13 protein-coding genes and 6 pseudogenes are annotated in these 24,929 nt (G+C 48.4%); 8 read left to right on the top strand and 11 right to left on the bottom strand.

All coding sequences use genetic code 11. The features are described 5' to 3' along the window. Position 1 precedes the first annotated feature (1 nt). On the bottom strand, positions 2-3,289 hold the full coding sequence (locus KB890_RS11445; protein ID WP_004178409.1) for an STY4851/ECs_5259 family protein: 3,288 nt from the start codon (positions 3,287-3,289) through the stop codon (positions 2-4). A gap of 655 nt (positions 3,290-3,944) precedes the next feature. Here KB890_RS11445 and KB890_RS11440 point away from each other — a divergent pair. From KB890_RS11440 to KB890_RS11430, 3 genes and pseudogenes are all read left to right on the top strand, one after another. Further along, positions 3,945-4,952 carry a restriction endonuclease gene (locus tag KB890_RS11440; RefSeq protein ID WP_019705538.1) on the top strand — a complete coding sequence of 336 codons (1,008 nt, stop codon included), beginning with the start codon at positions 3,945-3,947 and terminating at the stop codon, positions 4,950-4,952. 365 nt (positions 4,953-5,317) lie between these two features. Continuing rightward, a pseudogene (locus KB890_RS11435) lies at positions 5,318-6,429 on the top strand (IS3 family transposase). Positions 6,430-6,445: 16 nt separating this feature from the next. Beyond that, positions 6,446-6,634: pseudogene (locus KB890_RS11430) on the top strand (integrase core domain-containing protein); the annotation flags it as partial. Positions 6,635-7,001: 367 nt separating this feature from the next. On the opposite strand, the gene KB890_RS11425 reads toward KB890_RS11430, so the two are convergent. The 6 genes and pseudogenes from KB890_RS11425 to KB890_RS11400 form a co-directional block, all read right to left on the bottom strand. Then, entirely contained in the window at positions 7,002-7,718 is a 717-nt protein-coding gene (locus KB890_RS11425) for an RES domain-containing protein (protein ID WP_223203127.1), read from the bottom strand. 10 nt (positions 7,719-7,728) lie between these two features. Further along, a pseudogene (locus KB890_RS11420) lies at positions 7,729-8,401 on the bottom strand (DUF4400 domain-containing protein). Next, the gene (locus KB890_RS11415; protein ID WP_004178415.1) at positions 8,401-8,667 is read right to left on the bottom strand and encodes a hypothetical protein; all 267 of its coding nucleotides are present in this window, start codon (positions 8,665-8,667) and stop codon (positions 8,401-8,403) included. The pseudogene KB890_RS11420 and the gene KB890_RS11415 overlap by 1 nt, the downstream one beginning before the upstream one ends. Next, positions 8,630-9,916 (bottom strand): annotated as a pseudogene (gene traD / locus KB890_RS11410) (conjugative transfer system coupling protein TraD); the annotation flags it as partial. The pseudogene traD and the gene KB890_RS11415, both read right to left, overlap by 38 nt. A gap of 131 nt (positions 9,917-10,047) precedes the next feature. Continuing rightward, entirely contained in the window at positions 10,048-10,311 is a 264-nt protein-coding gene (locus KB890_RS11405; RefSeq protein ID WP_004178418.1) for a hypothetical protein, read from the bottom strand. After that, positions 10,301-11,428, bottom strand: coding sequence for a PAAR domain-containing protein (locus tag KB890_RS11400; RefSeq protein WP_004177604.1), 1,128 nt, complete (start codon positions 11,426-11,428; stop codon positions 10,301-10,303). Before KB890_RS11400 ends, KB890_RS11405 begins: the two co-directional genes overlap by 11 nt. 653 nt (positions 11,429-12,081) lie before the next feature. On the opposite strand from KB890_RS11400, the pseudogene KB890_RS11395 reads away from it, so the two are divergent. Further along, a pseudogene (locus tag KB890_RS11395) lies at positions 12,082-13,181 on the top strand (IS3 family transposase). A 151-nt stretch (positions 13,182-13,332) separates the two neighbouring features. Here KB890_RS11395 and KB890_RS11390 read toward each other — a convergent pair. Next, the gene (locus KB890_RS11390; RefSeq protein WP_004178423.1) at positions 13,333-15,555 is read right to left on the bottom strand and encodes a glycosyltransferase; all 2,223 of its coding nucleotides are present in this window, start codon (positions 15,553-15,555) and stop codon (positions 13,333-13,335) included. Between the two features lie 97 nt (positions 15,556-15,652). Between KB890_RS11390 and KB890_RS11385 the strand changes: the two genes are divergently transcribed. Continuing rightward, positions 15,653-16,462, top strand: coding sequence for a polysaccharide pyruvyl transferase family protein (locus KB890_RS11385; RefSeq protein ID WP_004178424.1), 810 nt, complete (start codon positions 15,653-15,655; stop codon positions 16,460-16,462). 175 nt (positions 16,463-16,637) lie between these two features. Here KB890_RS11385 and KB890_RS11380 read toward each other — a convergent pair. Then, positions 16,638-17,353, bottom strand: a pseudogene (locus KB890_RS11380) (IS256 family transposase); the annotation flags it as partial. 160 nt (positions 17,354-17,513) lie between these two features. Here KB890_RS11380 and KB890_RS11375 point away from each other — a divergent pair. Further along, positions 17,514-18,152: an HNH endonuclease gene (locus tag KB890_RS11375; RefSeq protein ID WP_004178426.1), complete on the top strand. Its 639-nt coding sequence runs from the start codon at positions 17,514-17,516 to the stop codon at positions 18,150-18,152. An 82-nt stretch (positions 18,153-18,234) separates the two neighbouring features. Here the strand turns inward: KB890_RS11375 and KB890_RS11370 are convergent, their stop codons facing one another. Beyond that, positions 18,235-19,914 carry a glycoside hydrolase family 43 protein gene (locus KB890_RS11370; protein ID WP_020324265.1) on the bottom strand — a complete coding sequence of 560 codons (1,680 nt, stop codon included), beginning with the start codon at positions 19,912-19,914 and terminating at the stop codon, positions 18,235-18,237. A 58-nt stretch (positions 19,915-19,972) separates the two neighbouring features. Beyond that, on the bottom strand, positions 19,973-21,412 hold the full coding sequence (locus KB890_RS11365; RefSeq protein WP_004153321.1) for an MFS transporter: 1,440 nt from the start codon (positions 21,410-21,412) through the stop codon (positions 19,973-19,975). Between the two features lie 426 nt (positions 21,413-21,838). On the opposite strand from KB890_RS11365, the gene xylA reads away from it, so the two are divergent. After that, on the top strand, positions 21,839-23,158 hold the full coding sequence (gene xylA, locus KB890_RS11360) for a xylose isomerase (RefSeq protein WP_004178432.1): 1,320 nt from the start codon (positions 21,839-21,841) through the stop codon (positions 23,156-23,158). A 272-nt stretch (positions 23,159-23,430) separates the two neighbouring features. Next, complete coding sequence (locus KB890_RS11355) at positions 23,431-24,813, top strand: carbohydrate porin (protein WP_004178435.1); 1,383 nt, start codon at positions 23,431-23,433, stop codon at positions 24,811-24,813. Positions 24,814-24,929: the final 116 nt, after the last annotated feature.

Genomic DNA, 24,929 nt, shown 5'->3' with positions numbered 1-24,929 from the left:
TTTATTTTTGAGCAAAATAACGCAACAGGCTGCACTGGAAGATGGCCTTAAACCAGCGGGAATCGAAGTCCCTGACCTGTCTCAGGAAAAATACGGCACCCGGTTTACGGTCAAATACGGCTTCAAAAGAGGTATTGCCGCTTGCTACAGCTGCGGCGAAGACGGGTAACCAGGCAACGGAATAGCGGTATTCTGCGTCAGGATTAATGCTGATCACTGGATTTTTTTGTGATGTCATCCAGCTATGCAGCCGCTTGCTGCCGTACTCTGGCCAGCGAGCTTCACTATGCTCACGTAAAAGCTCCTGATACCACTCGCGAATGAAGAACTCTGGAATGGGCGGAGGGAATTGTCCATAACTTAACCATTTCTCAATTTCGTCGGCATATGTCGGAAAAACGAGCCCCAATCGCTGATACAAGCTCTTCACCAGTAAATTCTGGGTTTCTTCCGGTGCACCCTTTTGGCTCAGGAACAATTTAAATCGATCGGCTGCAGTTTTGATTTCGAAGATGGGGAAGAACTCCCATAAAATAGGGAACTCATTTTCAATGCGGCTCAGATACTCAGCTGACATCTCAAATTTAAATAGCGACATCGCCAGTGCTCGTGGATGCTGTACTAGCGCACGCCAAACTTCAAAGGTTGCCAGCGGCAGATAACCAAATTGGTCGTACAGGCAACGCATAAATTGCCAGCCGGAATGAGCGGGATCGTTAGCCATCTGTTCAAGTACCAGTGTAATGGTATTAACTTCAGACTGGGGATTAAAAAGCTGGGTCGCTTTCTGCAATGAACGAATACTACTTTCATCCACAGGTAACGACGGTTCCCCACGAATGAAGCAGGGGCGAAACGCCATTTCCTCACCCTGTTTGGGGACGACTAACCACGGCCCATTTTTGTTAATAACCGAACTCAGTTCATATTCACCTGTCGGTACACCTTCGCTCATTCTTGATGATAATGGGGTGATTTTTCTCTCCGGCTCACTCAATAACATGATGACAGGTGAAGACATTTGCTCGGTACGATAATGGGTTGACTGGCTGACGAGAAGTTCTCTTTCATAATCATAGCGTAAACTGTATTTATAGCGGCGAATCTGCCAGCTCATTACAGCACCTGCGCCTTTGATTTGCATCTCAACAACCTGGTCAATTCCTGTCTCAAGAGACAGTAAGTTTTCAATATGCTCTCTCAGGCTGTATAAATTGAGTTCGACGGGGTGTTCCCCCGCGGTATAACACCATTCATGCCATGCCTGTAACCCACTTTTGGAACGTAAATGTAATTCCAGTGAAAAACGTGTCGGATCGCCATTTTTACCAAATAAAAAGGCTCTCGAACCCAGCAAATCATGCAGAGTAATATTTTTATCCAGAGTGCATCCATTTGCATCAAGGGCCAGGCAACCTTTTGCAGGGAAAGGTAGAGTCATCTCTACTGGGGCTGCACCCAAATTTGGGTAAATCTGCAAAGAGACAAACGCAGGAGGTATTCCTTCTGCTTTAAGTAATATTTCTGTTTGTCCTGCTGAGCGTTTGCGAGCAACCTCTAATGTTTTATCTTTTAAGACAGACATGCAGGGATGTTGCGTTGAGATAACAATGGAACCTTCATTGGCTAGCTCACCACCCTTTATTTCAATGTTAAAATCTGCCGGCAAGATCCCAATTTTTCGACGCAGTAGAGTTTCATTGTGAGTATTTCTGACAGAAACATATTGCGTACCCATCATCTCTTGTACCTGACATTCATCTAACGATATGCCACTCAGGTAACGTTTGAATTGTATATCTTCAGCATTCAGGTTTTTCGCCGTAACTTTAGGTACACCAAGGAATGTTTCATCAGGATGGCAATTCCAGGTAACATGTTTTCCATCAAAATCAAATCCGCTCTGATTAGATTGTTCCCTCCCGGTGCGGATCCTGTATGTTTCATCTCCGGAAATGGTTATATCTTGGCGTCCTTTTACGGACAGTGTTCTGAGTCCTAATAACGACGCTGTACCTGGAGAGCCTTCACACCCTGAAATAGTGGTTTTTTCTTGAGGTAAGGCAATAAGAACATTGCTATTACGTACAGTACAAGAAGCTTGCCCTTGCAATAACCAGCGTTCCTCATCATCAACAAAAGTAAGTGGTACCTCGCCAACGGCGATTTCACTATCTTCAAGTTTTATGGTGCCAACAATCATTCCTCCAGTTCGTGCAACAATCGTTAAGCTCGCAGCTGGCTGGCGTCTGACAAATCTCGACTCACTTTTACGCAGGCGAACTTTGGCATGGGCGTTCTCCAGGGATGCATAGGCGGGGCCGAGACAGGTGACTTCTTCACCATCTTCATAAATGGCAAGTTCAAATCGCGTCGTTGAGGGAGTGCTGATGATTGGGAAGGTGAGTTCATCAGGCAGCGAAATTATCGCCTGGATTTGATTGGGATGGTTTTCCGACCAATAGAATTGACAACCGGAACCCTTATTTTTTTGTAAGTGGGATTTAGCCTCTACGGAGGCAGTACATAGCAACCCATTAAGAAAGCGAGTACCTGTTTCATCATCCAAAGGCATAGGGAACTCATCACGCCATTTTGGATGCACTTTATCAAGCTGCTTCACGGGTTCGGTATGATTGCTCAGGTTGTACATTAGAACCAGCGAGCTGAGTTTTTCCGCTATATGGCTGATGAGTTCTACAGAAGTGTCTTCGCTAAAAACAGTTGGCAGGGCTGATTTTTCTATGACAGTTCTTACTAGAGAAAGTATGGAAAATCCTGCCAGTTGTGCCTGCCCATATTGATTGAGAATCCGGGAGAATACATTCTGAAAATGGCTATCCGATTCTTTCAGTAAGCGGAATGGTAATCCCCCCTCACTGAACAATGTTCCGAGAAAATTACGTCGTTCCGATTCGTAAAATCGGATTGGGCGGTTCCAGTAACCTTCCATCCCTTTAGGGATAATAATCCTTAATTCAGTCGACGTTAATGATACTCCCAATGCTCTATATATAGGGTCCCACATCCAACCACAATGGCGCTCATAATCTCTGCGATACCATTCAGAGCAAAAAAGGACAAAACAGGCAGCGTAACCTTTATCATCGATATAACTCTGTACTTGACCAACTGCACGAAGTAGTTGTGTTAGATTATTGTATTCATCATTGGTCGCATGATATTCATATAGGGGACGGCTATCAGGTTGTCTCAATCCTCTACGATTAAGAAAGTTACTTAGCCAGGAAGTACATTTTACCCAAGAAATGCATTCTGATTGACTCAAGGCAAACTCCTTACAGACAAGCGAAAAACATCGTGATTTTAATTAAATAAACAGATCAGCTTACGCCTTCGTTTGTGCAACTTCAACTACTATTTTTTGTGGGTGAGTTTTACAAGTTTTTTTAAATTAAATGATAAGAAAAATTGATTGATTTCGTCCTATTTACTGAGCTTTTTATAATTTAAAATAAAAGCAAGTTATACATTAGTGTCGCTATGCACAAGGACTAATAATTTATCTTTTATGATATAGAGCAATCAGGAGAACTATACTACCAAGAGTAATAAAAATTGTATAATCAGTCAAAAATACATGGGGTGAGTTTGCTGTTTATGCATCGTGTGTATATGTGCTTTAGTGGTTTTTCCATATTATTATCAATGAGTTAAATGGATATTTTGTTCGTAAGCGCGCAGCGGAAGGAGTTACTGAACTAATCGCCCGAGGCTATCGTATAGAATATATCTATATTCTACTTGAATTGAACCACCCCTGTAGCCGATCCTGCCCTATAATTGAAGCTGTAATTTTAACTGACTATATCATCGCAAAACACAATCCGGGGATGCAGTGACGTCGTTGTAGAGGATTTTGACGCCTACGGCGAACAAGCTTATGATCCAGCTTAATTTCTTTTCCTCATGAAGGGACTGGTATGGGCAACAGAATGTGGATGATTCGTGGCGATGGCGGCAAGCTCTATGACGATTTTCGCGATAAGCAAATTGTAGGCATCGGTTGGTCTCAGCTGGCTCCATTAGTCAAACCCGGCCTGTCCCGAGCCCAGTTACTGGCCTTATACCAGGAGGCAGATCCCTTAACAAAGCTGGGAACAGCCCGTTCTGGTGCATCGCAGGTCTGGCGTTTTGTGAATGAGATCCAAAAGGGTGATTGGGTTATTACCTATTCGCCAGCCAATCGTACTTATCTGCTAGGTAAGGTTACATCTGATTTCCAGTACCACCCTGAATGGGTAGAAGAGGGGATGGGAATCGCTCGACAGGTTAAATGGAATACTGAAGAAATCGATCGCGATCGATTGTCTGTTGCTACCAAAAACACATTGGGCTCCACGCTAACGGTTTTCCAGCTTCCAGAATATGCTCTAGAAGAGCTTTTGCAGGATAAGAAACCCACTGCAGATGTAATTACTCAGAATCCAATTGCTATGGATGAAGATGAAGTCGTTTCTGATCCGCTCCGCGATATGGAAATGCTGGCGTTTGAGGGTATCAAAGATCGTATCAACTCTCTTGACTGGGACGAGATGCAAAATCTGGTTGCCGGAGTTTTACGCAGTATGGGCTATAAAACGCAGGTCTCACCTGCGGGAGCCGATCGGGGTAAAGACATTATTGCTTCACCTGATGGGTTCGGTTTTGAAAATCCGCGTATCATCGTTGAAGTAAAGCACCGCAGGGAACAGATGGGAAGCCAACAGATCCGTAGCTTTATTGGCGGTCGCCATAAAGACGATCGCGGGCTTTATGTCAGTACCGGTGGTTTTACAAAAGATGCTCGCTATGAGGCTGATCGTTCGACGATACCTCTGACGCTCTGGACACTTGATGATCTTGTCCGAGCGCTTATTGAGAACTACGAGCAAGTCGATATCGAGACCAAACTCTTGGTGCCTCTGAAGAAAACTTTCCTACCTGCCTGAATCTTGCTTTGATAGCCATATCGGTGTTCTACTGGTATGGCTTTATACCCACTCGTAGTGTCTATTTTTTGTACTGATTTTAACTTGTGGGTACAAGTGTGGGTATAAATAATTATTCCTGCTTATATACTACATTGATATCAGTCTATTGGGTGTGAAATTCGAGTCCGGCCTTCGCCATCGGAACATCAATAGACGTCGACGGACGTCTTTTTTGTGCCTGAAATCCGCGCTACGCAAGGCTTTTCGCGATTCTCCTTTCAACAGAAGTCAATCTGAGTCAACCTGTAAGCATCCCGGTAAACCGGACCATTCACATTTAGAGATCTTCCGGCATACTGAATATATCCTTGGAGGAGATCGCCATACGCAAAGCCCGATTCACCGAACACCAGATCATCGCCGCTCTGAAGTCCGTCGAAGCCGGACGCACCGTCAAAGATGTGTGCCGCGAAGCCGGGATTTCTGAGGCCTCGTACTACAACTGGAAAGCGAAGTTCGGCGGTATGGAAGCCTCTGATATCAAAAAGATGAAGGACCTCGAAGATGAAAACCGCCGGTTGAAACAGATGTTTGCGGACCTGAGCCTCGAGTGCCGCGCATTGAAAGACGTTATTGAAAAAAAGCTTTAAAACCAGCGATAAAGCGTGAGCTGGTCAGCTATCTGACCGCGCAGTTTGCCATGAGCTTACGTCAGGCATGCAGGATATTGTCGCTGAGCAGGACGGTATTTCGTTATCAGCCGGATACGCGACGGGATGAGCCGGTAATTATGGCGCTGACCGTGGCGGCTGAACGCTATCCGCGATACGGATATAAAAGGTTTTTTCAGGTCCTTCGCAGGCAGGGCAACGCCTGGAACCATAAGCGCGTTCACCGGATTTACTTCCTGCTGAAACTGAATTTTCGCCGTAAGGGAAAACAGCACCTGCCAGTGCGCAATCCGGTTCCGCTGGTGACGCCAGAGGCGATGAACCAGAGCTGGTCCATCGATTTTATGCACGATGCGCTGGTATGCGGCAGACGCTTCCGGACCTTCAACGTGGTGGATGATTTTAACCGCGAAGCACTGGCGATCGAAATTGATCTGAATATCCCGGCGCAGCGGGTCGTGAGAGTGCTGGACAGGATCGTGGCAAACCGCGGATATCCGCTGAAGATGCGGATGGATAACGGTCCGGAGCTGGTCTTGCTGACGCTGGCACAATGGGCAGAAGAGCATGGTGTGATGCTGGAATTTCTCAGGCCCGGCAAGCCAACACAGAATGCCTTTATCGAATGATTCAACCGGACGTACCGGACAGAAATACTGGATTTTTATCTGTTCAGAACCCTGAACGAAGCACGTGAAATTACAGAGCGCTGGCTGGCTGAATATAACAGCGAGCGCCCCCATGAATCCCTGAAAAGCCTGACGCCGGAAGAATACCGGCTGATGGCTGAAACCCCGGAAATCTCAAAAAGTGCGTGGAACTAAAACGGGTGCGCTTACACCAACGCAGAACGGATTTTTTGAGAGTTTTAACGGACGCTTTCGCGATGAATGTCTGAATGAGCACTAGTTCAGAGATATCGGTCACGCCAGGAAAACCATTAATGTCTGGCGGCAGGATTATAACGAGTGTCGTCCACATTCAGCACTAAATTATCAGACGCCATCAGAATTTGCAGCACGATGGTGAAATGGGGAATTAAACAGTTAGAAAACAGATATTACTAACTTACGGTTATATCGAATCCTGGGGGCTGGTCAATTATGGTGAAAATCGTGAATGTCAGCTTATTTGTAGTCATATGAGTCATCCCGCTGGCATTCGTTTGCTAGATGACCCTATAAACTGTTATTGTCAGCCGATGAATCAAACAGAGTTTTTTATAATTTAAATGCTCTGTCCCGGGGTCCAGAGCGGTTCCAAAGGATAGGTATAATATTCATCATCAGCATGATTTTCATCCCAGATAAGTTTCCCTCTTTGTGTAATCCCTTTCACATGACGTGTATTTCTTTCTTCAAAGTAGCCACATGCTAAATGTCGAATCTGCGCATATCTAACTGCATTTATGCCGAAGTGATCCCATATCACTTTGTTTTTTTATGGCGAAATTTATTCCTCCGGGATATTGTTTGCTGGGGTATGCTATAACATAAATGTCAGAATTTTTTTCAAAGATACAATTGGCAACATATGAAGTTATGTTGTAGTTATCGCTCATTAGAGAGTCAGAAAGGAATTTGTCAGTTATAAGTAATCGGGTTACTTCATCAGGATTGCAGGCATTGATCAATTTGTTAATTGATTGTGATTGATTACCCAGAAGCATTCCTCTTCCTGTAACTTGAGTATGTGAAAGTTCCCCGATCGGAAGAACTTTTATGCTATTATAGATACGAAAAGTAGCTATAGTATAATAATTAAAGCTATTATTATAATTTTTTAACTCGTTAAGTGCAGTGTTTTTACTGCTGGCTGCGTAGAGAATCTCATTTTCATCTGAATCAATTCTACCGTAGGATCTTATTTCTTTTGGGGGGCAAAGAATTTTACTGACGTGGTCAATAGGGGACGCATCATTTCCCATATACCTTGCTCTATAATATGAAGAGCCTTCTCCCCAATCAACATAGAGCAAAGGGTGGTGTTTGATCAATTTAGCTAAGAATTCTTTTTTCATAGCTATGTTGTATTGAGGGAAATTATTGATCCCAGTGACTAGCTCATCAACTGATAACGGTGGAAATTGTTCGATGATAGTCTTTAATGTCATTTTAATATACTCAAAAATATTTTTTAAATGTCCTAATTACAAAGGATACCGCTAATCCAACTATTACTGAACTTAGTACCACAAAATATTCAGGGGTAAGAAATTGCGGCAACACCAGCCCCGTCGCTGTCTAGCTGGATGAAATCATACGCCTTGCATGATGATAAACAAACCCGGACTCATGGCCTGCGCCGAATCGCCGTAAGTCGCGGCGTACCAGCCCGTCAATCAGCCCTATAACAATGGTCAGCACAAACTGTGGTAGCGCCTGCAATAAAATAGCCAGCGCAGCAGAAAGGTAAGGGTAACTTAATCGCAGACTGTAACGCGCAGCGGATTACCGTCGTGACAGCCTCCGTCCAGAACAACCCGCTTTGACCACTGAGAGAAGCAATCAGCGCCGCGCTCCCTTTCTGCAACGTATCGCTGACAATCGCGAGGTCTTCTACTAACCACATCGGTGCGCCAGCAGAGCTTTTCCACCACTGCCATGTCGCCAGCAATACCTGCTCACTGTGACTGGCGCAGGTGTTCCGCCAGAAAAACGCCTCGCCCAGCCACTCCAGCGTTATCGCCAGCATCCACGCGCCGAGGCAAAAACCGATCAGCACGCCGGGAAGTAATGCTATCCAGCCGAGCCGTCCGGGGCGACGCACGGGGCCTGGTGACGCATGTTCGGGCATTAGTGCAGCGGCAGAGTAATGTAGCGGCAGAGGAACCGTGCCTCGTGTGCCTCATCCAGTCGTATCTGAAAAATGTCGTGTTCGCCTTGCGGCGATGTAGCTTCGCGCCATGCCTGAAAGCCCTGCAAATTCATCCGGGCGATAATCTGGTCGGGCGTTTCTCCCTGCGTCAGCGCTTCCACCGCCTGTTGCAGGGGAAGAGGCAGTGTTTGTGCAGGCCACATCACTTCAACGCTCACGAGCTGGCGGTGTGTCCGGGGTATCATCGGTCTGTTTCTCCGTGGTTTCGCTGTCGTTCAGCCATAAAATAGGGTCATTTTTCGCCGTTACAACTGTCTCCGGGCGGTCCCACCATATAGGCGTGCTGTCGTACTGTTTTTCCATATAGCGGGCTATGTGTGTGATGCTTTCCGGCATCAGCGGATCGTGTGCTGCGTCCGGTAATGGGATGCGTAGCTTCCAGAGCTGACCACCTTCCAGCAGAGCGAACGCCTGCCCTTTGGGAAGCTGTACCAGTGAGGCGGGTTCCAGTAACGGCACCTGTATGCTGCTCATCCGATCCTGGGTGTTGCTGGAAAAACCGATGTTGCCCTGTGCGTCGGCGCTGTCGGCAACGCCGGAACTGATGCTGTTGCTGAGCACATCCACCTGCGGCAGTTGCTTCGTCAACAATTCGGCGGTGGCAGATTCCCGCACCCGCATCATGATCCGACTGTTGAAGTTGCCGACGACCTGGTCCGCTTTGGCGCGGTCGCCGATGCGGGCTTCGATATCGGAGAGCGTCTGGGTGTAGGCCGTAACCTCTACACCTGCGCCGCCGCCTTTATTTATTAGCGGAATAAATTCATCGCCCATCAGTTCACTGAACTCATCGCAGTGCAGGCTGATGGCCGGGTTCTCTTCCGTCTGCGGCAGGCCATCCATCACGCCGTGCTTGTAGATATGTCCGGCGACGCTGACCAGATCGGCGAACATTGAGTTGCCGACAGCGGCGGCAATTTCTGCGTCAGACAATGCATCCAGCCCGACATAAATAATCGCCCGCTGGCGAATGGCCTGCTGCCAGTTGAATACCGGGCGCGGGTCGTTAAGGTCGCCGTAGTCCGGGGCCAGCAGTTGGGAGATTTTTCTGGTGGTCAGTTTTTCCAGCAGTGGCAGCAGCGAGGCGACGATCTTATCGAAATAGGTTTTGTCATAGCGCACGGCAGTACGTAGACCGTCGAGGATCGTGTCGTGTAATCGGGTGGTTGAAAGGTACTGCTCCAGCGCGACGACGTAGCTGTCCCTTCCCTGAAGATTACGTGGCGTGTTTTTCTCAGTGATGCCACCGGCAATCCGTACCACGTTGTCCCATGCCTGGCGGTCGTGGCTGGGCAAAAAGACGCGGGCGTAGTCGATAAATAGTTCGTCGATGTTGATAACGTGGCGGGCGATACGGGCGTAGTCCGAGCGCTGGCCCAGTGCCCCCAGGGCGCGGGTGATGATGTTGACGAAGCGCCAGTCGAACCTCCTATACTCAAACTTTAGGGCAGAATCGTCTACCGGAGTGGTGGGGGCAGTCCAGGGTGGCCAAATTCAGTGTGCCACTACATATTGTCTAAAATGAGGGAGGAAGGAAAAGGCTGGATCTCGCCAGCCTTTGACGGTCATTTCACTTTCTTGAAGATGAGCAGGATCAAAGGGACGCAGACAGCGAAACCAATGATGGAGGCTAAAGCCGAATCAGAGTGATTTTGCGCTAGCTCCTTAACAAACCGGGTACATTGAGAAGGGGTAAATTCTCCGCCTTGACTGATTGTCTCTGTAAAGTTAAGAGCGAAGACCAGATCGAAATAAAGCACGGTAGCGTAATACGCTGCACAGATCAGCGCAATACTCACCCATCTGATCCAGAACTTCTTATTCATCATCGTAAGTGCTTCCCAATGAACCGCCTACTGTACCGCCTGAGTAGGGGGATGTTGAGCCAGCAACAGCAGCGGAATCGGCAGCAGATTGTTGAATTTTTGCACTCCCTCCTATTGATTGAGGGCTTTTGTTCTCGGTGTTAGGGTACTGCTGTTTGAATGTATTAGTCATTTCGACAACGAGGATTGATGAGAAATCCGCACTCTTTGATTCAAGATATCTTTGCAGTGAAACCGGAATAGTAAAATCTTCTTCTATGTCGATTGGTAGCTGTGTTGTCGTGGATGTGTAACCGTGTTCGAATACCTTTGAGCCAGCAAACTTGAGCCCCTCGACTGAGTGAGTGGTACAGTTGCTACCAGTGACATCATACTTATCAATGGTTCGGCCTCTTCGCTTTGTACCATCTTGCATGTTTGGCGTTTGAATTGGTGTTACACCGCCATTCCAAAGATTTTCGAAGAATTTACGGATTATTTTAGGATCTGCATCATCAATGCGGAAAGCGCGAGCCCCCATTTCATAAAGTTCGTATCGGTAATACTTACGCGCATCTTCATCCTGGAAAAAGTCTAAAATCCCATCCCCAGTGAAGGTACTTTTATCAGTGCGTCCATAGCGTCCATAGGTGTAGAGGAAGATATTGTTATTCTCATGCACTGAAACGAAAACATGACCTGCACTTGTCGTTTCAGTCCATATATAAACGCCGTTCAGCAGCGGGTTATCTTCTGACTTGCAGGTGTCAGTCACATTATCAGCTTGGGGATCATAAATCGGGCGGGGGAGAACGGGAAATTCGACGACTTGAGATTGGGCTGTGTCGGCTTTCGCTGCCCCTGTAGAAAATTCATAAGTGTCATCGATGGAAGGAATAAAACGTGATTTGCAGGGACAGGAACTACGGCTGTGCAGTGTTCCGGCTACTCTTTTACCATGTATTTCGTCACTATCAAGGCCACCGCAGATACGATAATGCCCTGGATGTTTGCCGCAGGTTACTTTATGGCCTTCACATGCCATATCTTTATCGAAAAATTGATGGTTGGGGCATCCTTCAAGAATCCTGCCACCGCAAGCGGTCTTATCACCCCTAAATAAAAAATGACCAATAGCCATTCGTCCTTATCCTTATTTTTGCTTTTAAGTCCATGTGGGAAGTGTAAGTTTTTGGTGTTGGCGAGTAAATGAGCAAATGTAATAAAATCAAAGTGTGTTAATCAATGGGATCATGTCGTCAGCTATGGATAGTGTTTATCCGCACGGTCAGTTGCAGACGAGATTTCCACAATTGCCCGCATTCCAACAGAGCAAGAGCCTGTCTCTTGTGAAGCTGGATCAGGGCGGCGGTATCGCGGACCGGTAAATTACTTGTGGTTACCTGTTAGCCGGTGTTGCTGGTAAAGCTGGTGACGCTGGAACTTATCTAGCGAGTATGTTCTTTCACCTTTGGTGGTTGCTTAGAATATGGCACCGCTTGGCCTACAGTCTGGAGAACACTGGACGGAACAGGAGGTCGTAAGTTGTTCCAGAAACGGCTGTTGCGGGTTAAGTGTCGACTAACAGATAGCTGTCATAATGGTCGGCTTCCGGCGTGAGAACGGAAGCTACAACCAATTCTTTGAAAATAAATAAAAGCAGGGCTAACGCCAATCGTTTCATTACATACTTCCGCGTACTACGGTGGGGGTGTTGATCTCCTCCCTGAAAACAGTGCCGGGCTAAACTGAAGTCTCCGGTCTTTCTTCCATCTCACAGAGAGGCACATCGCCATGAAAAAGACCCGCTATACCGAAGAACAGATTGCGTTTGCTCTGAAACAGGCCGAAACCGGCACCCGCGACGGGGAAGTCTGCCGAAAGATGGGCATTTCTGAAGCCACTTTTTATAACGGGAAGAAGAAATTCGCCGGTCTGGGCGTGACCGAACTGCGGCGTCTGCGGCAACTGGAGGATGAAAATCTGCGGCTGAAGAAACTGGTGGCTGACCTGAGTCTGGACAAGGAGATGCTGCAGGAGGTACTGAAACAAAAGTTCTGAGGCCGGCTCAGAAACGTCAGGCGGTGCATTTTCTGCGGGGGGCTTACCGTATCAGTGTCCGACGGGGATGCGGACTGCTGATGCAGAGCAGAACCGTTTACCACTGGCAGAGCCGGCGGGATGATCGGGCGATAACCCTGCGTATCCGGGAAATAGCGGAAACCCGGATCCGCTACGGTTGCCCGCGTATTCATATTCAGCTGTGGCGGGAAGGCTGGCCTGTTAACCACAAGAAAACACACCGGATTTACTGTCTGGAAGGCCTCAACCTGCGCAAAAAGTGCCCCCGCAGGCATGTCAGTGCAGCACATCGTCAGCAACGTCCGGTCCTGACCGGTATCGATCAGTGCTGGAGTATGGATTTCGTGTCGGATAATCTGTTTAACGGAACACGTTTCCGGGCGCTGACTGTAGTGGATAATTTTAGTCGGGAGTGTGTGGCGATCCATGCCGGAAAGTCACTGTAAGGTGAGGATGTGGTCGGTGTGATGGAAAGGTTGCGGGTGCTGGGCAAGCGTCTGCCGGTACGTATTCAGACAGATAACGGCAGCGAGTTTATTTTGAAAAGTCTGGATAAATGGGCGTATGAACACGGTGTCACAATGGACTTATCCCGCCCCGGAAAACCAACGGATAATCCGTTTATTGAATCATTTAACGGCAGTCTGCGGGATGAATGCCTGAACATTCACTGGTTTCTCTCGCTGGAAGATGCGCAGGACAAACTCGACAACTGGCGCAGGGAATATAATCATGAGAGAACGCATTCATCATTAAATGACATGACTCCGGCTGAATTCATCCGAAGTCTCCGGAAAGACGAAGATCTCTGATTTAGCACTGCACTGAATTTGGGCCAGGGGCAAATCTGGCCGGGAACTCAAAAATGCATGCAACTAAAACAGGGTTATTTACAGACAAATTTAAAATTAGCTGAAAGTTAATATTATTTTTGCGGAGCCCTTTCGGGCCCCGAATATTACTTTATTTTAACATTGATTTCACTTTCCGGGCAACCCGGCGAACCAGGCTGGTGCCTCGTTTTGCGCCTTGGACATGAATTGCTTCATACAGAGCATTAAAACGGTCATGGGCCCAGCCATCTCTTTGCTGAGAAATAAGACCATCAACCTTATTATTCAAAAGTTGTAACTCGTTACTGACAGAATGACCACCATTGATGCTCCGCAAGCGATTCACTTCACTCTCAAGTTCTTGAATCTTCTCGAGGTAGGAAGGTATCAACCCCATTGCATAGTTATATTTAACATTCTCATCCATAAAAGGACGGAAACTGCGGTAGTTATTTTTACTCTTATTTCCACTTAACAACATGCCGGAGTTTGCAACTCTATACCAAAATAGAGGTTCCGGGACGATTTGCAATTTATATCCCTGTAATGATATTTTGGCAAAAAACTCCCAGTCTTCATGACCTAAACCGTAATCTTCAGTAAATCCGCCTACTTTTTCGAAAACCTCTTTTCTGATCAGCGCATTAGCATCGCCAAAGCAGTTACTAAAGCTGGCGATATTTAAATCAGGCCCTAACGGAAGCCAGCAGTGCGTCATTTTACGGAACGGAGAAGGGAACTCCTCACCAAAAATAAGATCGCTTGGTGTGGTTAACACATCGGCCCCAGAGTTTAATGCTGCAGTAACAAACGTTTCTACCTCAAAAGGCTTAGCAACATTATCATCGTCCATAAACATCAGATATTCGCCAGAGGCGTGTCGCGCAGCCAAATTCCTTGCAGCACCCAGATAGTTATTAGAACTACGGACAATTTTCCAGCCTCGAGAGTTAAAATCATTCTCGATGAGATTCAAATAACGATGAGAATCTTCTGTCGTACTTCCATCATCAACCAAGATGACCTCAATATTTTGGTACGTCTGAGATTTTATTGATGCGAGTGCTTGCTGAAGCAAATGGTGACGTTCGAAGTGAGTTATACACACGCTAACTAACGGGCTGTTAGCTTCATCGATTTTCTTGAATGCGCGGTTGTTTTTTCGTTCAACTGCGACAAACCAAGCTTCTTTAATATTGTCTTGTGATTCAGCAAGCCCTGGTTTTATATTTATATTTTTTAAGCGATAGTGGATTTTCCCGTATAAATCGACAGGTGTAGGAATAAATAGAACTTCCGCATGATGCTCCTGCGGAATAAGCTCTGGAATTCCACCAACGTTTGAAGCGAGGAAATTAACGTTATTAATCAAGCATTCATAAACAGTATAGGGTGAGTTTTCTACAAGTGATGGAATGATGACTAATACATTTTTTCTTTTTATATATTCATTAGCGTTGGTACGATCATAGTCGCTGATGACATTAACTGCGAGTCCCAAATTTTTAGTCTGATTCATAATATAAGTAAATGAATCAGTTTTCCCCATAGTGACATTTTTTCCGAGGAAGGTTACTCCAGAAATGCTCTCTTTATCTTCATCAGATAGTTTTCTTAATGCACGCAGGAATATGTCAAGTCCTTTACGGGTTTCAAGGCGGCCGAAAAATACAAGCTCAACGCCAGAAGCTGGCTTTTCATTTATTTTAACTGTAACATCATCTCTCGTCACAAACCCTTGAAATGGCTCGCAATTTAAAATTACATGACGTTCTTCAGGAACATTCCAGTGCTTACTCAACATCCAATCAATTAAATACTGAGACGGACTAACAACTTCATCCGCCATTTCAACCACCATTTTCTCCATATAATAGAGTTCAAGATGGTTCTGATCATATGGAAGCTGGTAATTACCTTCATCAGCCCATAACGTTGAACTGTGAGTATTTACAATGAACTTTGTATTTTCAAAATCCGTTCCATTCTTTTTGCTTAATAAAGTGTAATAAAGATCTGCCTGCCACTCACAAGAAATAACAGTGTCATAGATGTTATTTTCTTTCAACCAGAGATAAATTGAATAACTTTTCCTTCTAAAATACGGTGCATCAATATTAATCTCTTTTATCAGTCCGGTTCTTAGCAGATTGATACCAAAGGTACTATAAATACGTGACCAGTCGCTAAATTTCGATACAGATGATTCAGAATAGTCGCCACATGTATACAATACATCAACATCATACCCCTTTTTTGCCAAAGTAGTGGCAAGGGCAGTGAAAGCAGTACCAATACCGCCGTTACGGACAGGCCCCTCAATGTCCGGCGTCATTATAAGAATTTTCTTCATTGTAACCCTTCCTTTGTAACCTAGACTTTTCTATGATATTAGTGAATTGAAGTAGTGTAAGATAGCAGTCGGTAGCTTCTGTTAAACAGGATAAAAAATGACCAATATGAAGTTAAAATTTGATTTGCTTCTAAAATCTTATCATCTATCTCATCGATTTGTCTATAAGGCAAACCCTGGTAATGCTGGTGATGGTGTAATTGCATCTGCGACATATGACTTTTTTGAACGAAATGCTCTTACCTATATCCCTTACAGAGATGGCGAGCGCTACAGTTCTGAAACTGATATTTTAATTTTTGGAGGCGGAGGAAACCTGATAGAAGGATTGTATTCTGAAGGTCATGACTTTATCCAGAATAATATTGGGAAGTTTCATAAAGTAATAATAATGCCGTCGACAATCAGAGGGTATAGCGATTTATTCATCAACAATATTGATAAGTTTGTTGTTTTTTGTCGCGAAAATATCACCTTCGATTATATTAAATCTCTCAACTACGAACCAAACAAGAACGTATTCATTACTGATGATATGGCATTTTATCTCGATCTTAATAAATACCTGTCACTTAAACCCATCTATAAAAAACAGGCCAACTGCTTCAGAACGGACTCCGAATCTCTAACTGGAGACTATAAAGAAAACAATCATGATATTTCGCTCACCTGGAATGGCGATTATTGGGATAATGAATTTCTGGCGCGTAATTCTACCCGTTGCATGATAAACTTTCTTGAAGAGTATAAAGTTGTCAATACCGACAGGCTGCATGTGGCAATTTTAGCATCTCTGCTTGGCAAAGAAGTCAACTTCTATCCTAACTCATATTACAAAAATGAAGCTGTTTACAATTATTCACTTTTTAATCGTTATCCAAAAACATGCTTTATTACGGCAAGTTGAAAAAGGCAGCGTATAATAATACGCTGCCTGAAAGCCATATAACTGTTACAGCATTGTTAATTATTGCCTGCCAGCCTTTAGGTGACTATTCATTCGCACGCCTATAGTCTGCAAAACTATCGATTATCGCAGTAAAAAACTTATCAATGAGTTTAGTCGTTGCACCGAGGTTTTAACTTTCCGCATCACTTTTCACGTACAGTATTTTACTGACTCCGTGTTTCTTAAATTCTATTGTATGCTGACAGATTTTCCCACTTGCGTCGTCACGACTTGAGCAACACTGGATACTGCTGATCCCATTTCGCTTCCAGCTCATCCAGCACCGTTTCTGCGGCTTCTTTCGACCCCGCGCGATATACCGGTTTCAGATCAGCCATAAAAGCTTTATGGTCATTTGAGGCCACGTATTTAATCGAGTTACTGATTTGGTGAATGACGCACAACTGAACCTCTGTCTGCGGATAAATGTTGTTTATCGCCTCCGGGAAGCCGGTCAGCCCGCCCACGCAGGCGATCAGGATGTCTTCAATGCCCCAGTTTTGCAGGTCGCTTAATATAGACAGCCAGAAGTTAGCGCCTTTACTTTCTGATAGATACCGGCCCAGAGTTTCTTTCTTGCCTGCCAGATTCAGCGCCATAACGGTATAAACCGTTTTGCTCTGATAACGGCCATTCTCACGGACTTTATAGTGAATACGTTCAGCCAGACGAAGGGGTAAACCTTTTCCAGCGGGTGCTGTTGCCACTGTTTTAGTTCAGGGATAACTTTATCGTACTACACTGATGGTGGCGGTTGACATGCTGAATGCATATAAATCTTCGAACTCTCGGCTAATGTCCTGGTAACTAATCCCCTGCGCAAAACAGCCGAATGATCTTGCGTTCAATAATAAATGCGATAATGCTCGCAAAATCCTTGCCGATCAACCCACCAGATGCGGCGATTCTACGTGGATCGCGATTTAACTATCACTGCTAGTTATTTGTTCGAAAATCCCATAGCTTTCTATTTATACTCAAGCTTCGCGCCATCAGATAGCTATGTCTTATGAAAAAACTACCGGACCATTTATCCAGGGAATGCATCATCGCCGCCATTCGCGCTTACGACGCAGGCGTTGCGCATCAGTTTAAAAGCGCGCGTCTGTACGAGATCGAGTTTGAGGGGCGTCGGTATCCTTCAAAAGCCATCGTCGGGTTAGCGGCCACGCTTGCCACGGGAACGGAATTTACCCCGGCGGATTTCAGCGGGGGGATTAAATCCAAATGCGTGCGCCTGTTACTGGAGCAAGGATTTACGATCGCGTCGCAGGGCGCTGGCGATGACGAGGCTGCGCTTTTCCCCGATGAGGGACAGACGACTATGGAGTTCGTGGAAGGGGCGGCGATGCAGGTGGTGGTCAATCGCTATGAGCGCGACCGCCAGGCTCGTCAGGCGGCGCTTCGCCTGCACGGCTGCCGGTGTCAGGTATGCGGTCTGGATATGGCCAGCCGCTATGGCGAAATCGGCCAGGGTTTTATCCATATCCACCATCTCATTCCGCTGTCCGGAATAAAGCAGGACTACCGTCTGAACCCTGAAACCGATCTGATCCCGGTTTGTCCCAATTGCCATGCAATGCTGCACCGGCGAGATCCGCCGTTTACCCCAGAAGAGCTGAAGGCCCGGCTGCGCCCCACAGACTGACATCCTACAGCGCTCGCTTTAATTACATCACACACACCACAAACCCCACGCTACCTCACCGGTAGCGTGGGCCAGCTTTCTCTTACTTATCCCGCGTCTCGCCAGCCTCCCAGCTATAGCTCCCATCGGCCGCTAACCTATCGCCCAGCTCCTGATACTCGAACTGATAAAACTCAGCCTGGGTGCCGTACCCGGCGTAGTCTACCGCCGCCAGGCCGACGAACGCCCCGGTAAAGAACCCGCCGTAGCTCTGCAACACATAGTCATCGGACAGTACCGCGGCATCCAGCTGGACCGGGATCTCGGTGAACGACACGCCATCGAAGCTGTATTCATAGCTGTAGGTCTGCTTGCGGACCTTGGTCCGGAACCAGACGTATTCGACGCCGTCCGGCACCTTGATGGCGTTATCTTTCAGGTACGACGTGTATTTCCCGCGGTTATTTTCGCCGACTTCGATGACCTTGCCGTTAATTTCATTCCAGGTCAGGAAGACAAAGCTCCAGTGGCGGTCGTTATAGTAATTCGTTAACCCGGCCATCTGCTGGTAGCTGAAGGGCTCGAATTTCACCTTCACCGCGGCGTCAAAATAGAAGGCCTGCCAGCGGCGGGCAATCAGCGACAGGTCATGCGTATTGGCTAACGAACCCTGGCCGATTAAGGTTAATTTGCCGTTGCCGGTGGTGCCCATTTTGGCCGTAAACGGCACCCGCAGGGTATTCCAGTTCGGATCGAGCGCTGGCGACGTAAAGTCATCCTGCTGGCTATTATCGCTGGCGCTTTCGGTGAAGATGGCGTCTTTCGGCCCTTCGACGAAGGTTTTCCCGCCGTGACCGCCTTCAATACGCGGCCAGCCCTCGTCGTCCCAGTATACTTTCTGGATCGCGGTTTCCCGGCCGAGGGTTGACCAGCCGCGCGGGTCGTAGATGGATTCCCCCGGGCGATTCCACGGCCGGGCGCAGAGCGAAGCGTAATACCATTCGCCTCCCGGGGTGGAGACCAGCGCGCCATGTCCCTGTTTCTGGATGTAGCTGTCCGGGGTATCGACGTTGGTTAAGAACACGTCGCCCGGCTCGGTTTCGAAGCTGTCGGCCTCGAGGGTTTTCGACCGCGCCACCACCTCCTGGTGGGTAAACACGGTGCCGCCCTGGGCGGCAAACAGATAGTAATAACCGTTCAGTTTATAGAGGTGCGGCCCCTCGACCAGCGCCACGGCGGTACCGCGGTAAATGGTGCGCGCGGTTTCCGGCATTAACTTCAGCGTGTTGGTATCCAGCTCCGTTAAGGTAATGCCATCGAAGGGGTGATGGTACTCCCGGTGATCCCAGGTTTGCTGGACGATATATTTCCGGCCATCGTCATCATGGAACAGCGAGGCGTCAAACCCGACGCCGTTCAGCTTGATCGGGTCGCTCCACGGGCCCCGAATATCCTTCGCCGTGGTCAGGTAGTTGGTCATGTCTTTAAAGGCGCCTTCGGTGACCTTCACATCGGTATACACCAACCAGAATTGCCCGTCGGCCCAGGAGAGCGCCGGCGCCCAAATGCCGCCGGAGGAGGGGTTGCCCTTCATATCCAGCAGGGTGGTGGTGGAGAGCGGCGAAGGCAGCAGGTTCCAGTTTTTCAGGTCTTTCGACTCATGTAAACGCACGCCCGGGAACCACTCAAACGTCGAGTTGGCAATATAGTACGTATCCTCGACGCGAATAATACTGGGGTCGGCATTAAAGCCGCGTAATATCGGGTTTTGAATAAGTGACATTTCATTACACCTTTTAAAATGGAAAGTTAAGGATCGGTCTGATTTATAATTTTTTTAACTACACGCGGATCTCATCCAGCTGACGGTTGATGTCGGTAACATGTTTATCGGAGATCGGATAAACCTGCATGATCACCATCGAAATAGCGGCCAGCGCAATTGGGATCCACACCGCGGTCATAATGATCCCGTCGATGGCGCTGGCGCTCTGCACGGCGCCGCTTTCATTAAATCCATACACCGCCAGCAGCCACAGCGGGATAGCGCCGCCGATGGTGAAGCCGATCTTGAAGAAGAGTCCCATAATGGCATTGATAATGGCGGCATTGCGTTTGCCCGATTTTAATTCGCCGTACGCGATAACTTCCGGTACCAGCGCCCACATAAAGCCGGTGGCGGAGGTTAAGCCCCACTGTTTAATAAAGGTGGCGATGTAGGCCAGCCACAGGGCGTCGTGCATCCCTTCGCGGGACCAGACGTAGGTCAGCAGTTCGCCGACGATGAACATGGCGAGGAACAGATGGAAGAAGCCTTTTTTACCAAAGATTTTTTTCAGTTTCGGCCAGAACACCGGGAAGGCGATGCCGGGAATAGACGCGACGAGACCCACGGCGCCCATCCATTCGGAGTGGCCGACGACGAACTGGTTGAAGAAGCCGTTAACGGTGTTCATGAAGAACATGAAGGTAAAGGCCAGCATAAAGAACATGCCGAGAATAACCAGCGGACGGTTATGTCTGAGCTCGTGGAAAAGGTCGGTAGTTTTGACGTTGGCGGTCTGCTCGGCGGTCGCGACAACGCGTTCTTTGGTGCATTTGTAGCAGATAAACAGGGCCACCGCGCCGATGATCATATAGATGGCGTACACGCCGAACCAGGCGTAGTTCGCTGACGGATCGGTATAGTTGCCGAGATTCAGCTCAAGGCCAAAAAAGCCGGTGTCTTTCAGGCTGCGATCTTTCGGCGCCGCCATCTGCACAAACATCGGGAACAGGGTATAGACCAGCAGGTTGGCGCTGTTGGCCAGCATCATGCGGGTACTGGTCAGCTTATCGATCGATTCCGGGTCGCGGGTCAGCGAGGCATTCAGCGAGCCATAGGGAATATTGACTAAGGAATAAACCAGGTCCAGCGCCAGATAAATAATAAAGGCGAAAGCCACCGAACCTTTCACCCCAGGAATTGGCGCGAACAGTAATGCCGACAGGATCACCAGCGGCACGCCGGCTCGTAACAGCCAGGGGCGATATTTTCCTGCTTTCGAGGTTCGTTTATCCACATAGGTTCCGACCATCGGATCCCAAAACACATTAATGATGCGGACAAAAAGAAAAATAAAGCCTGCCGTTGCCGTGCTGATGGTATTTACCGTCAGCATATGCAAAGCCAGAAAACCCCCAATTGTGCCGAAAACCAGGTTTTGCGCAAAGTCGCCCATGCCATAACCAATTCGTTCTCCGCGGGTTAATTTATGATATTCATCATGCCGACTGTGCATTATGTTTTTACTCATTCTAAGCAGACTCCGGTTTGTTTTGTGTAGGTGAAACACTTTCTGACACAGTTGACCTGGAAGAATCTATTACGTTTTTAAATTACGTAATTATGTTTTTTTACTTCTGTGATCCTCGAAGCAAAGGCCTGTATCGCCTGCGTTGAACCGTTATCCGCCGCTAATTTTTGGGCAGGCAGGCATTGCGACAAAACCGGCATTTTAATTTGGTATGGATACCTGAATTCCCCAGGAAGTGTACTCTATACGCGCGCGAAGCGAGATATTTAAAATAGTTTTATTTGCGAGATGGCTCACATTTGAGCATTTTCTCAATCGCCGAGTGAAATAACGTAATTGAGCAACCGACGATGAGAATACACGATGTGTCACAGTTGTTAATTTTCCTGTTTCTCAATTTCGGAGTTCATCATGCAAACCTATTTTGACCAGGTAGATCGCGTTCGCTTTGCCGGACCCAAAACCGATAATCCGCTGGCGTTTCGCCACTATAATCCGGATGAAATCGTGCTGGGAAAACGCATGGCAGATCATCTGCGTTTTGCCGCCTGTTATTGGCATAATTTCTGCTGGAATGGCGCGGATATGTTTGGCGCCGGCTCGTTTGAGCGTCCCTGGCAGGCCGCGGGCGATGCGCTGGAAATGGCCAAACGCAAAGCGGACGTGGCGTTTGAATTTTTCTACAAGCTCAACGTGCCGTATTACTGCTTCCACGATGTCGACGTCTCGCCAGAAGGCGCGTCGCTGAAAGAGTATTTGCATAATTTCGCCGTGATGACCGAGGTACTGGCGGAGAAACAGCAGCAAACCGGCGTGAAACTGCTGTGGGGCACCGCCAACTGCTTTACCCACCCGCGCTACGGCGCCGGGGCGGCGACCAACCCCGATCCGGAGGTATTTGCCTGGGCGGCCACGCAGGTAGTGACCGCCATGAATGCCACCCACCAGCTCGGCGGCGAAAACTATGTGCTGTGGGGCGGCCGCGAAGGTTACGAGTCCCTGCTGAATACCGACCTGCGTCAGGAGCGTGAGCAGATTGGCCGCTTCCTGCAGATGGTGGTGGAGCACAAGCATAAGATTGGCTTTGGCGGCACGCTGCTTATCGAGCCGAAACCGCAGGAGCCCACCAAGCATCAGTACGATTACGATGTCGCGACGGTGTATGGTTTCCTGAAGCAGTTTGGTCTGGAAAATGAGATCAAGGTGAACATTGAAGCCAACCACGCCACTCTGGCGGGGCACTCTTTCCACCATGAAATCGCCAGCGCCATCGCGCTGGGCATTTTCGGCTCCGTTGATGCCAACCGCGGCGATGCGCAGCTCGGCTGGGATACCGATCAGTTCCCGAACAGCGTGGAAGAAAATACCCTGGTGATGTACGAGATCCTTAAAGCCGGGGGATTCACCACCGGCGGCCTGAACTTTGACGCCAAAGTTCGTCGGCAGAGCACCGACAAATACGACATGTTCTATGGCCATATTGGCGCCATGGACGTGATGGCGCTGTCCCTCAAGCTGGCCGCGCGCATGATTGAAGATGGCAAGCTCGATCAGGGTCTGGCAAAACGCTATGCCGGCTGGCAGGGCGAGCTGGGGCAGAAAATTATGAGCGGGCAGATGTCGCTGGATAATATTGCCCGATACGCTGAGCAGCATAATCTGAATCCGCAGCCTCAGAGCGGGCGTCAGGAATTACTCGAAAATCTCGTCAATACCTATATCTTTGGTTAATTTTTGCTGACATGCCCCCGCGGGGGCATGTATTCCGCCGTCTATCCGCTGCCGGGAAATAGCGTTTATTGGTTCGTGCTGTGTTTTTTTTTGTCAGTGGCGAAAGCCCACCTGTTTAATATCAGCGAAGGAGGAAGGGTGACGATAATTGTGTAATGCCTCTGTGATCGTACAAAATAAAAAATAACTTGTTCTGATGATAGCGACATATTCTGTCAGCTCAGAATAGGCTGGTTATTGTCTGAATAAAATTAACCTATATTGAGAAACTCATGACAATGATAAAAAAGCTTCCATTAACCATGGCGGTTATCGCCGCGTTTTTTCCGCTTACCTCTGTAATGGCCCAAGAATTTACTCAGGAACAGATCGACGCCATCGTCGCCAAAGCCGTTGATAAAGCGCTGGCCGACCGCCAGGCAAAAATCGACGCCGCGGCCAACAAAAAGGTCGACGTGATTACTAACCCGGAAACCACCGCCGCCTCGCCGGATATGGCCATTCCGTTCGGCCTCAAGTTCAGCGGCTACGCCCGCTATGGCGCCCACTTCCAGACCGGCGACCAGAAATATGTCGGCGTCGACGGCTCCTATAACGGCGCCTCGGCGATCGGCCGTCTGGGCAACGAAAGCAACGGCGGCGAATTCCAGATCAGCAAGGCCTTCAAAAGCGCGCAGGGGGCTATCTGGGATCTTAACGTGATGTTCGACCACTGGAGCGACGAAGTTAACCTGAAGAAGGCCTACGTCGGGGTCACCAACGTGCTGGAATCCAACCCCAACGCCTATCTGTGGGCCGGCCGCGACTTCCACCAGCGTCCGCAACAGGGGATCAACGACTACTTCTGGATGAACCACGACGGCCAGGGCGCCGGGGTAAAGAACTTTGATATCGGCGGCGTGCAGTTCGACGTGGCGGCGGTCTCGCAGGTGAAATCCTGCAGCCCGGAAGTGATGGCCGACGAGACCAACCCGTCGCGTATCACCTGTACCGGCAGCTCCGACACCGGCGACAACGGCCACTACGCGCTGACCACCAAAACCCACAACATCAAGGCCGGGCCGATCGACGTCGAGGTGTACGCCAACTACGGCTTTGACTCAAAGGCGGTGGACAGCGACGCGCGTCTCGAAGCCTGGCAGGGCGGGCTGGTGCTGAGCCACACCAACGACAGCGGGGTAAACAAGGTGATCCTGCGCTACTCCGACAACTCGGATAACAGCGTCTACAACAAAACCGACGCCCTGACCACGGTCTACGCCAGCTTCGAGGGCAGCCATAAGTTCACCCAGCAGGCGCAGGTGGAATATCTGCTGGCCTTCCACGACTACGACAACGGCAAGGACAACACCGACAACCGCAAAAACTACGGCGCCATCGTCCGGCCGATGTACTTCTGGAACGACGTGCACTCCACCTGGCTGGAAGCGGGCTACCAGCGCGTGGATTACGACCAGGGCGGGGATAACCACGGCTGGAAGCTGACGCTGTCGCAGAACATCGCCATCGGCATGGGGCCGGAGTTCCGTCCGATGCTGCGCTTCTACGTGACCGGCGGCCAGGTGGACAACGAGCACACCGCGAAGGTTAACGGCACCCAGGACCAGCAGCTGGATTCGCTGAACGTCGGCGGGATGTTTGAGGCGTGGTTCTGATGCGATAGCGTTGTCGAAGGAGCGTTCCCGGCTGGCGCTACGCTTAGCCGGGCTACGACTGGTGCGCTCCATTTATGCCGGATGGCGGCATAAATGCCTTATCCGGCCTACGTTCC

It is taken from the genome of Klebsiella sp. P1954, assembly GCF_018199955.1.
GTDB lineage: Bacteria > Pseudomonadota > Gammaproteobacteria > Enterobacterales > Enterobacteriaceae > Klebsiella > Klebsiella pneumoniae.
The sequence above is the reverse complement of the archived record's forward strand: the minus strand, read 5'-3'. Positions and strand labels throughout refer to the sequence as shown.

What these genes read in the sequence shown, in the direction of transcription:
- KB890_RS11440 (WP_019705538.1), top strand. Translation starts at nt 3,945, where the DNA reads ATGGGCAACAGAATGTGGATGATTCGTGGCGATGGCGGCAAGCTCTAT.
- KB890_RS11425 (WP_223203127.1), bottom strand. Translation starts at nt 7,718, where the DNA reads ATGACATTAAAGACTATCATCGAACAATTTCCACCGTTATCAGTTGAT.
- KB890_RS11415 (WP_004178415.1), bottom strand. Translation starts at nt 8,667, where the DNA reads ATGATACCCCGGACACACCGCCAGCTCGTGAGCGTTGAAGTGATGTGG.
- KB890_RS11405 (WP_004178418.1), bottom strand. Translation starts at nt 10,311, where the DNA reads ATGATGAATAAGAAGTTCTGGATCAGATGGGTGAGTATTGCGCTGATC.
- KB890_RS11400 (WP_004177604.1), bottom strand. Translation starts at nt 11,428, where the DNA reads ATGGCTATTGGTCATTTTTTATTTAGGGGTGATAAGACCGCTTGCGGT.
- KB890_RS11390 (WP_004178423.1), bottom strand. Translation starts at nt 15,555, where the DNA reads ATGAAGAAAATTCTTATAATGACGCCGGACATTGAGGGGCCTGTCCGT.
- KB890_RS11385 (WP_004178424.1), top strand. Translation starts at nt 15,653, where the DNA reads ATGACCAATATGAAGTTAAAATTTGATTTGCTTCTAAAATCTTATCAT.
- KB890_RS11375 (WP_004178426.1), top strand. Translation starts at nt 17,514, where the DNA reads ATGAAAAAACTACCGGACCATTTATCCAGGGAATGCATCATCGCCGCC.
- KB890_RS11370 (WP_020324265.1), bottom strand. Translation starts at nt 19,914, where the DNA reads ATGTCACTTATTCAAAACCCGATATTACGCGGCTTTAATGCCGACCCC.
- KB890_RS11365 (WP_004153321.1), bottom strand. Translation starts at nt 21,412, where the DNA reads ATGCACAGTCGGCATGATGAATATCATAAATTAACCCGCGGAGAACGA.
- xylA (WP_004178432.1), top strand. Translation starts at nt 21,839, where the DNA reads ATGCAAACCTATTTTGACCAGGTAGATCGCGTTCGCTTTGCCGGACCC.
- KB890_RS11355 (WP_004178435.1), top strand. Translation starts at nt 23,431, where the DNA reads ATGACAATGATAAAAAAGCTTCCATTAACCATGGCGGTTATCGCCGCG.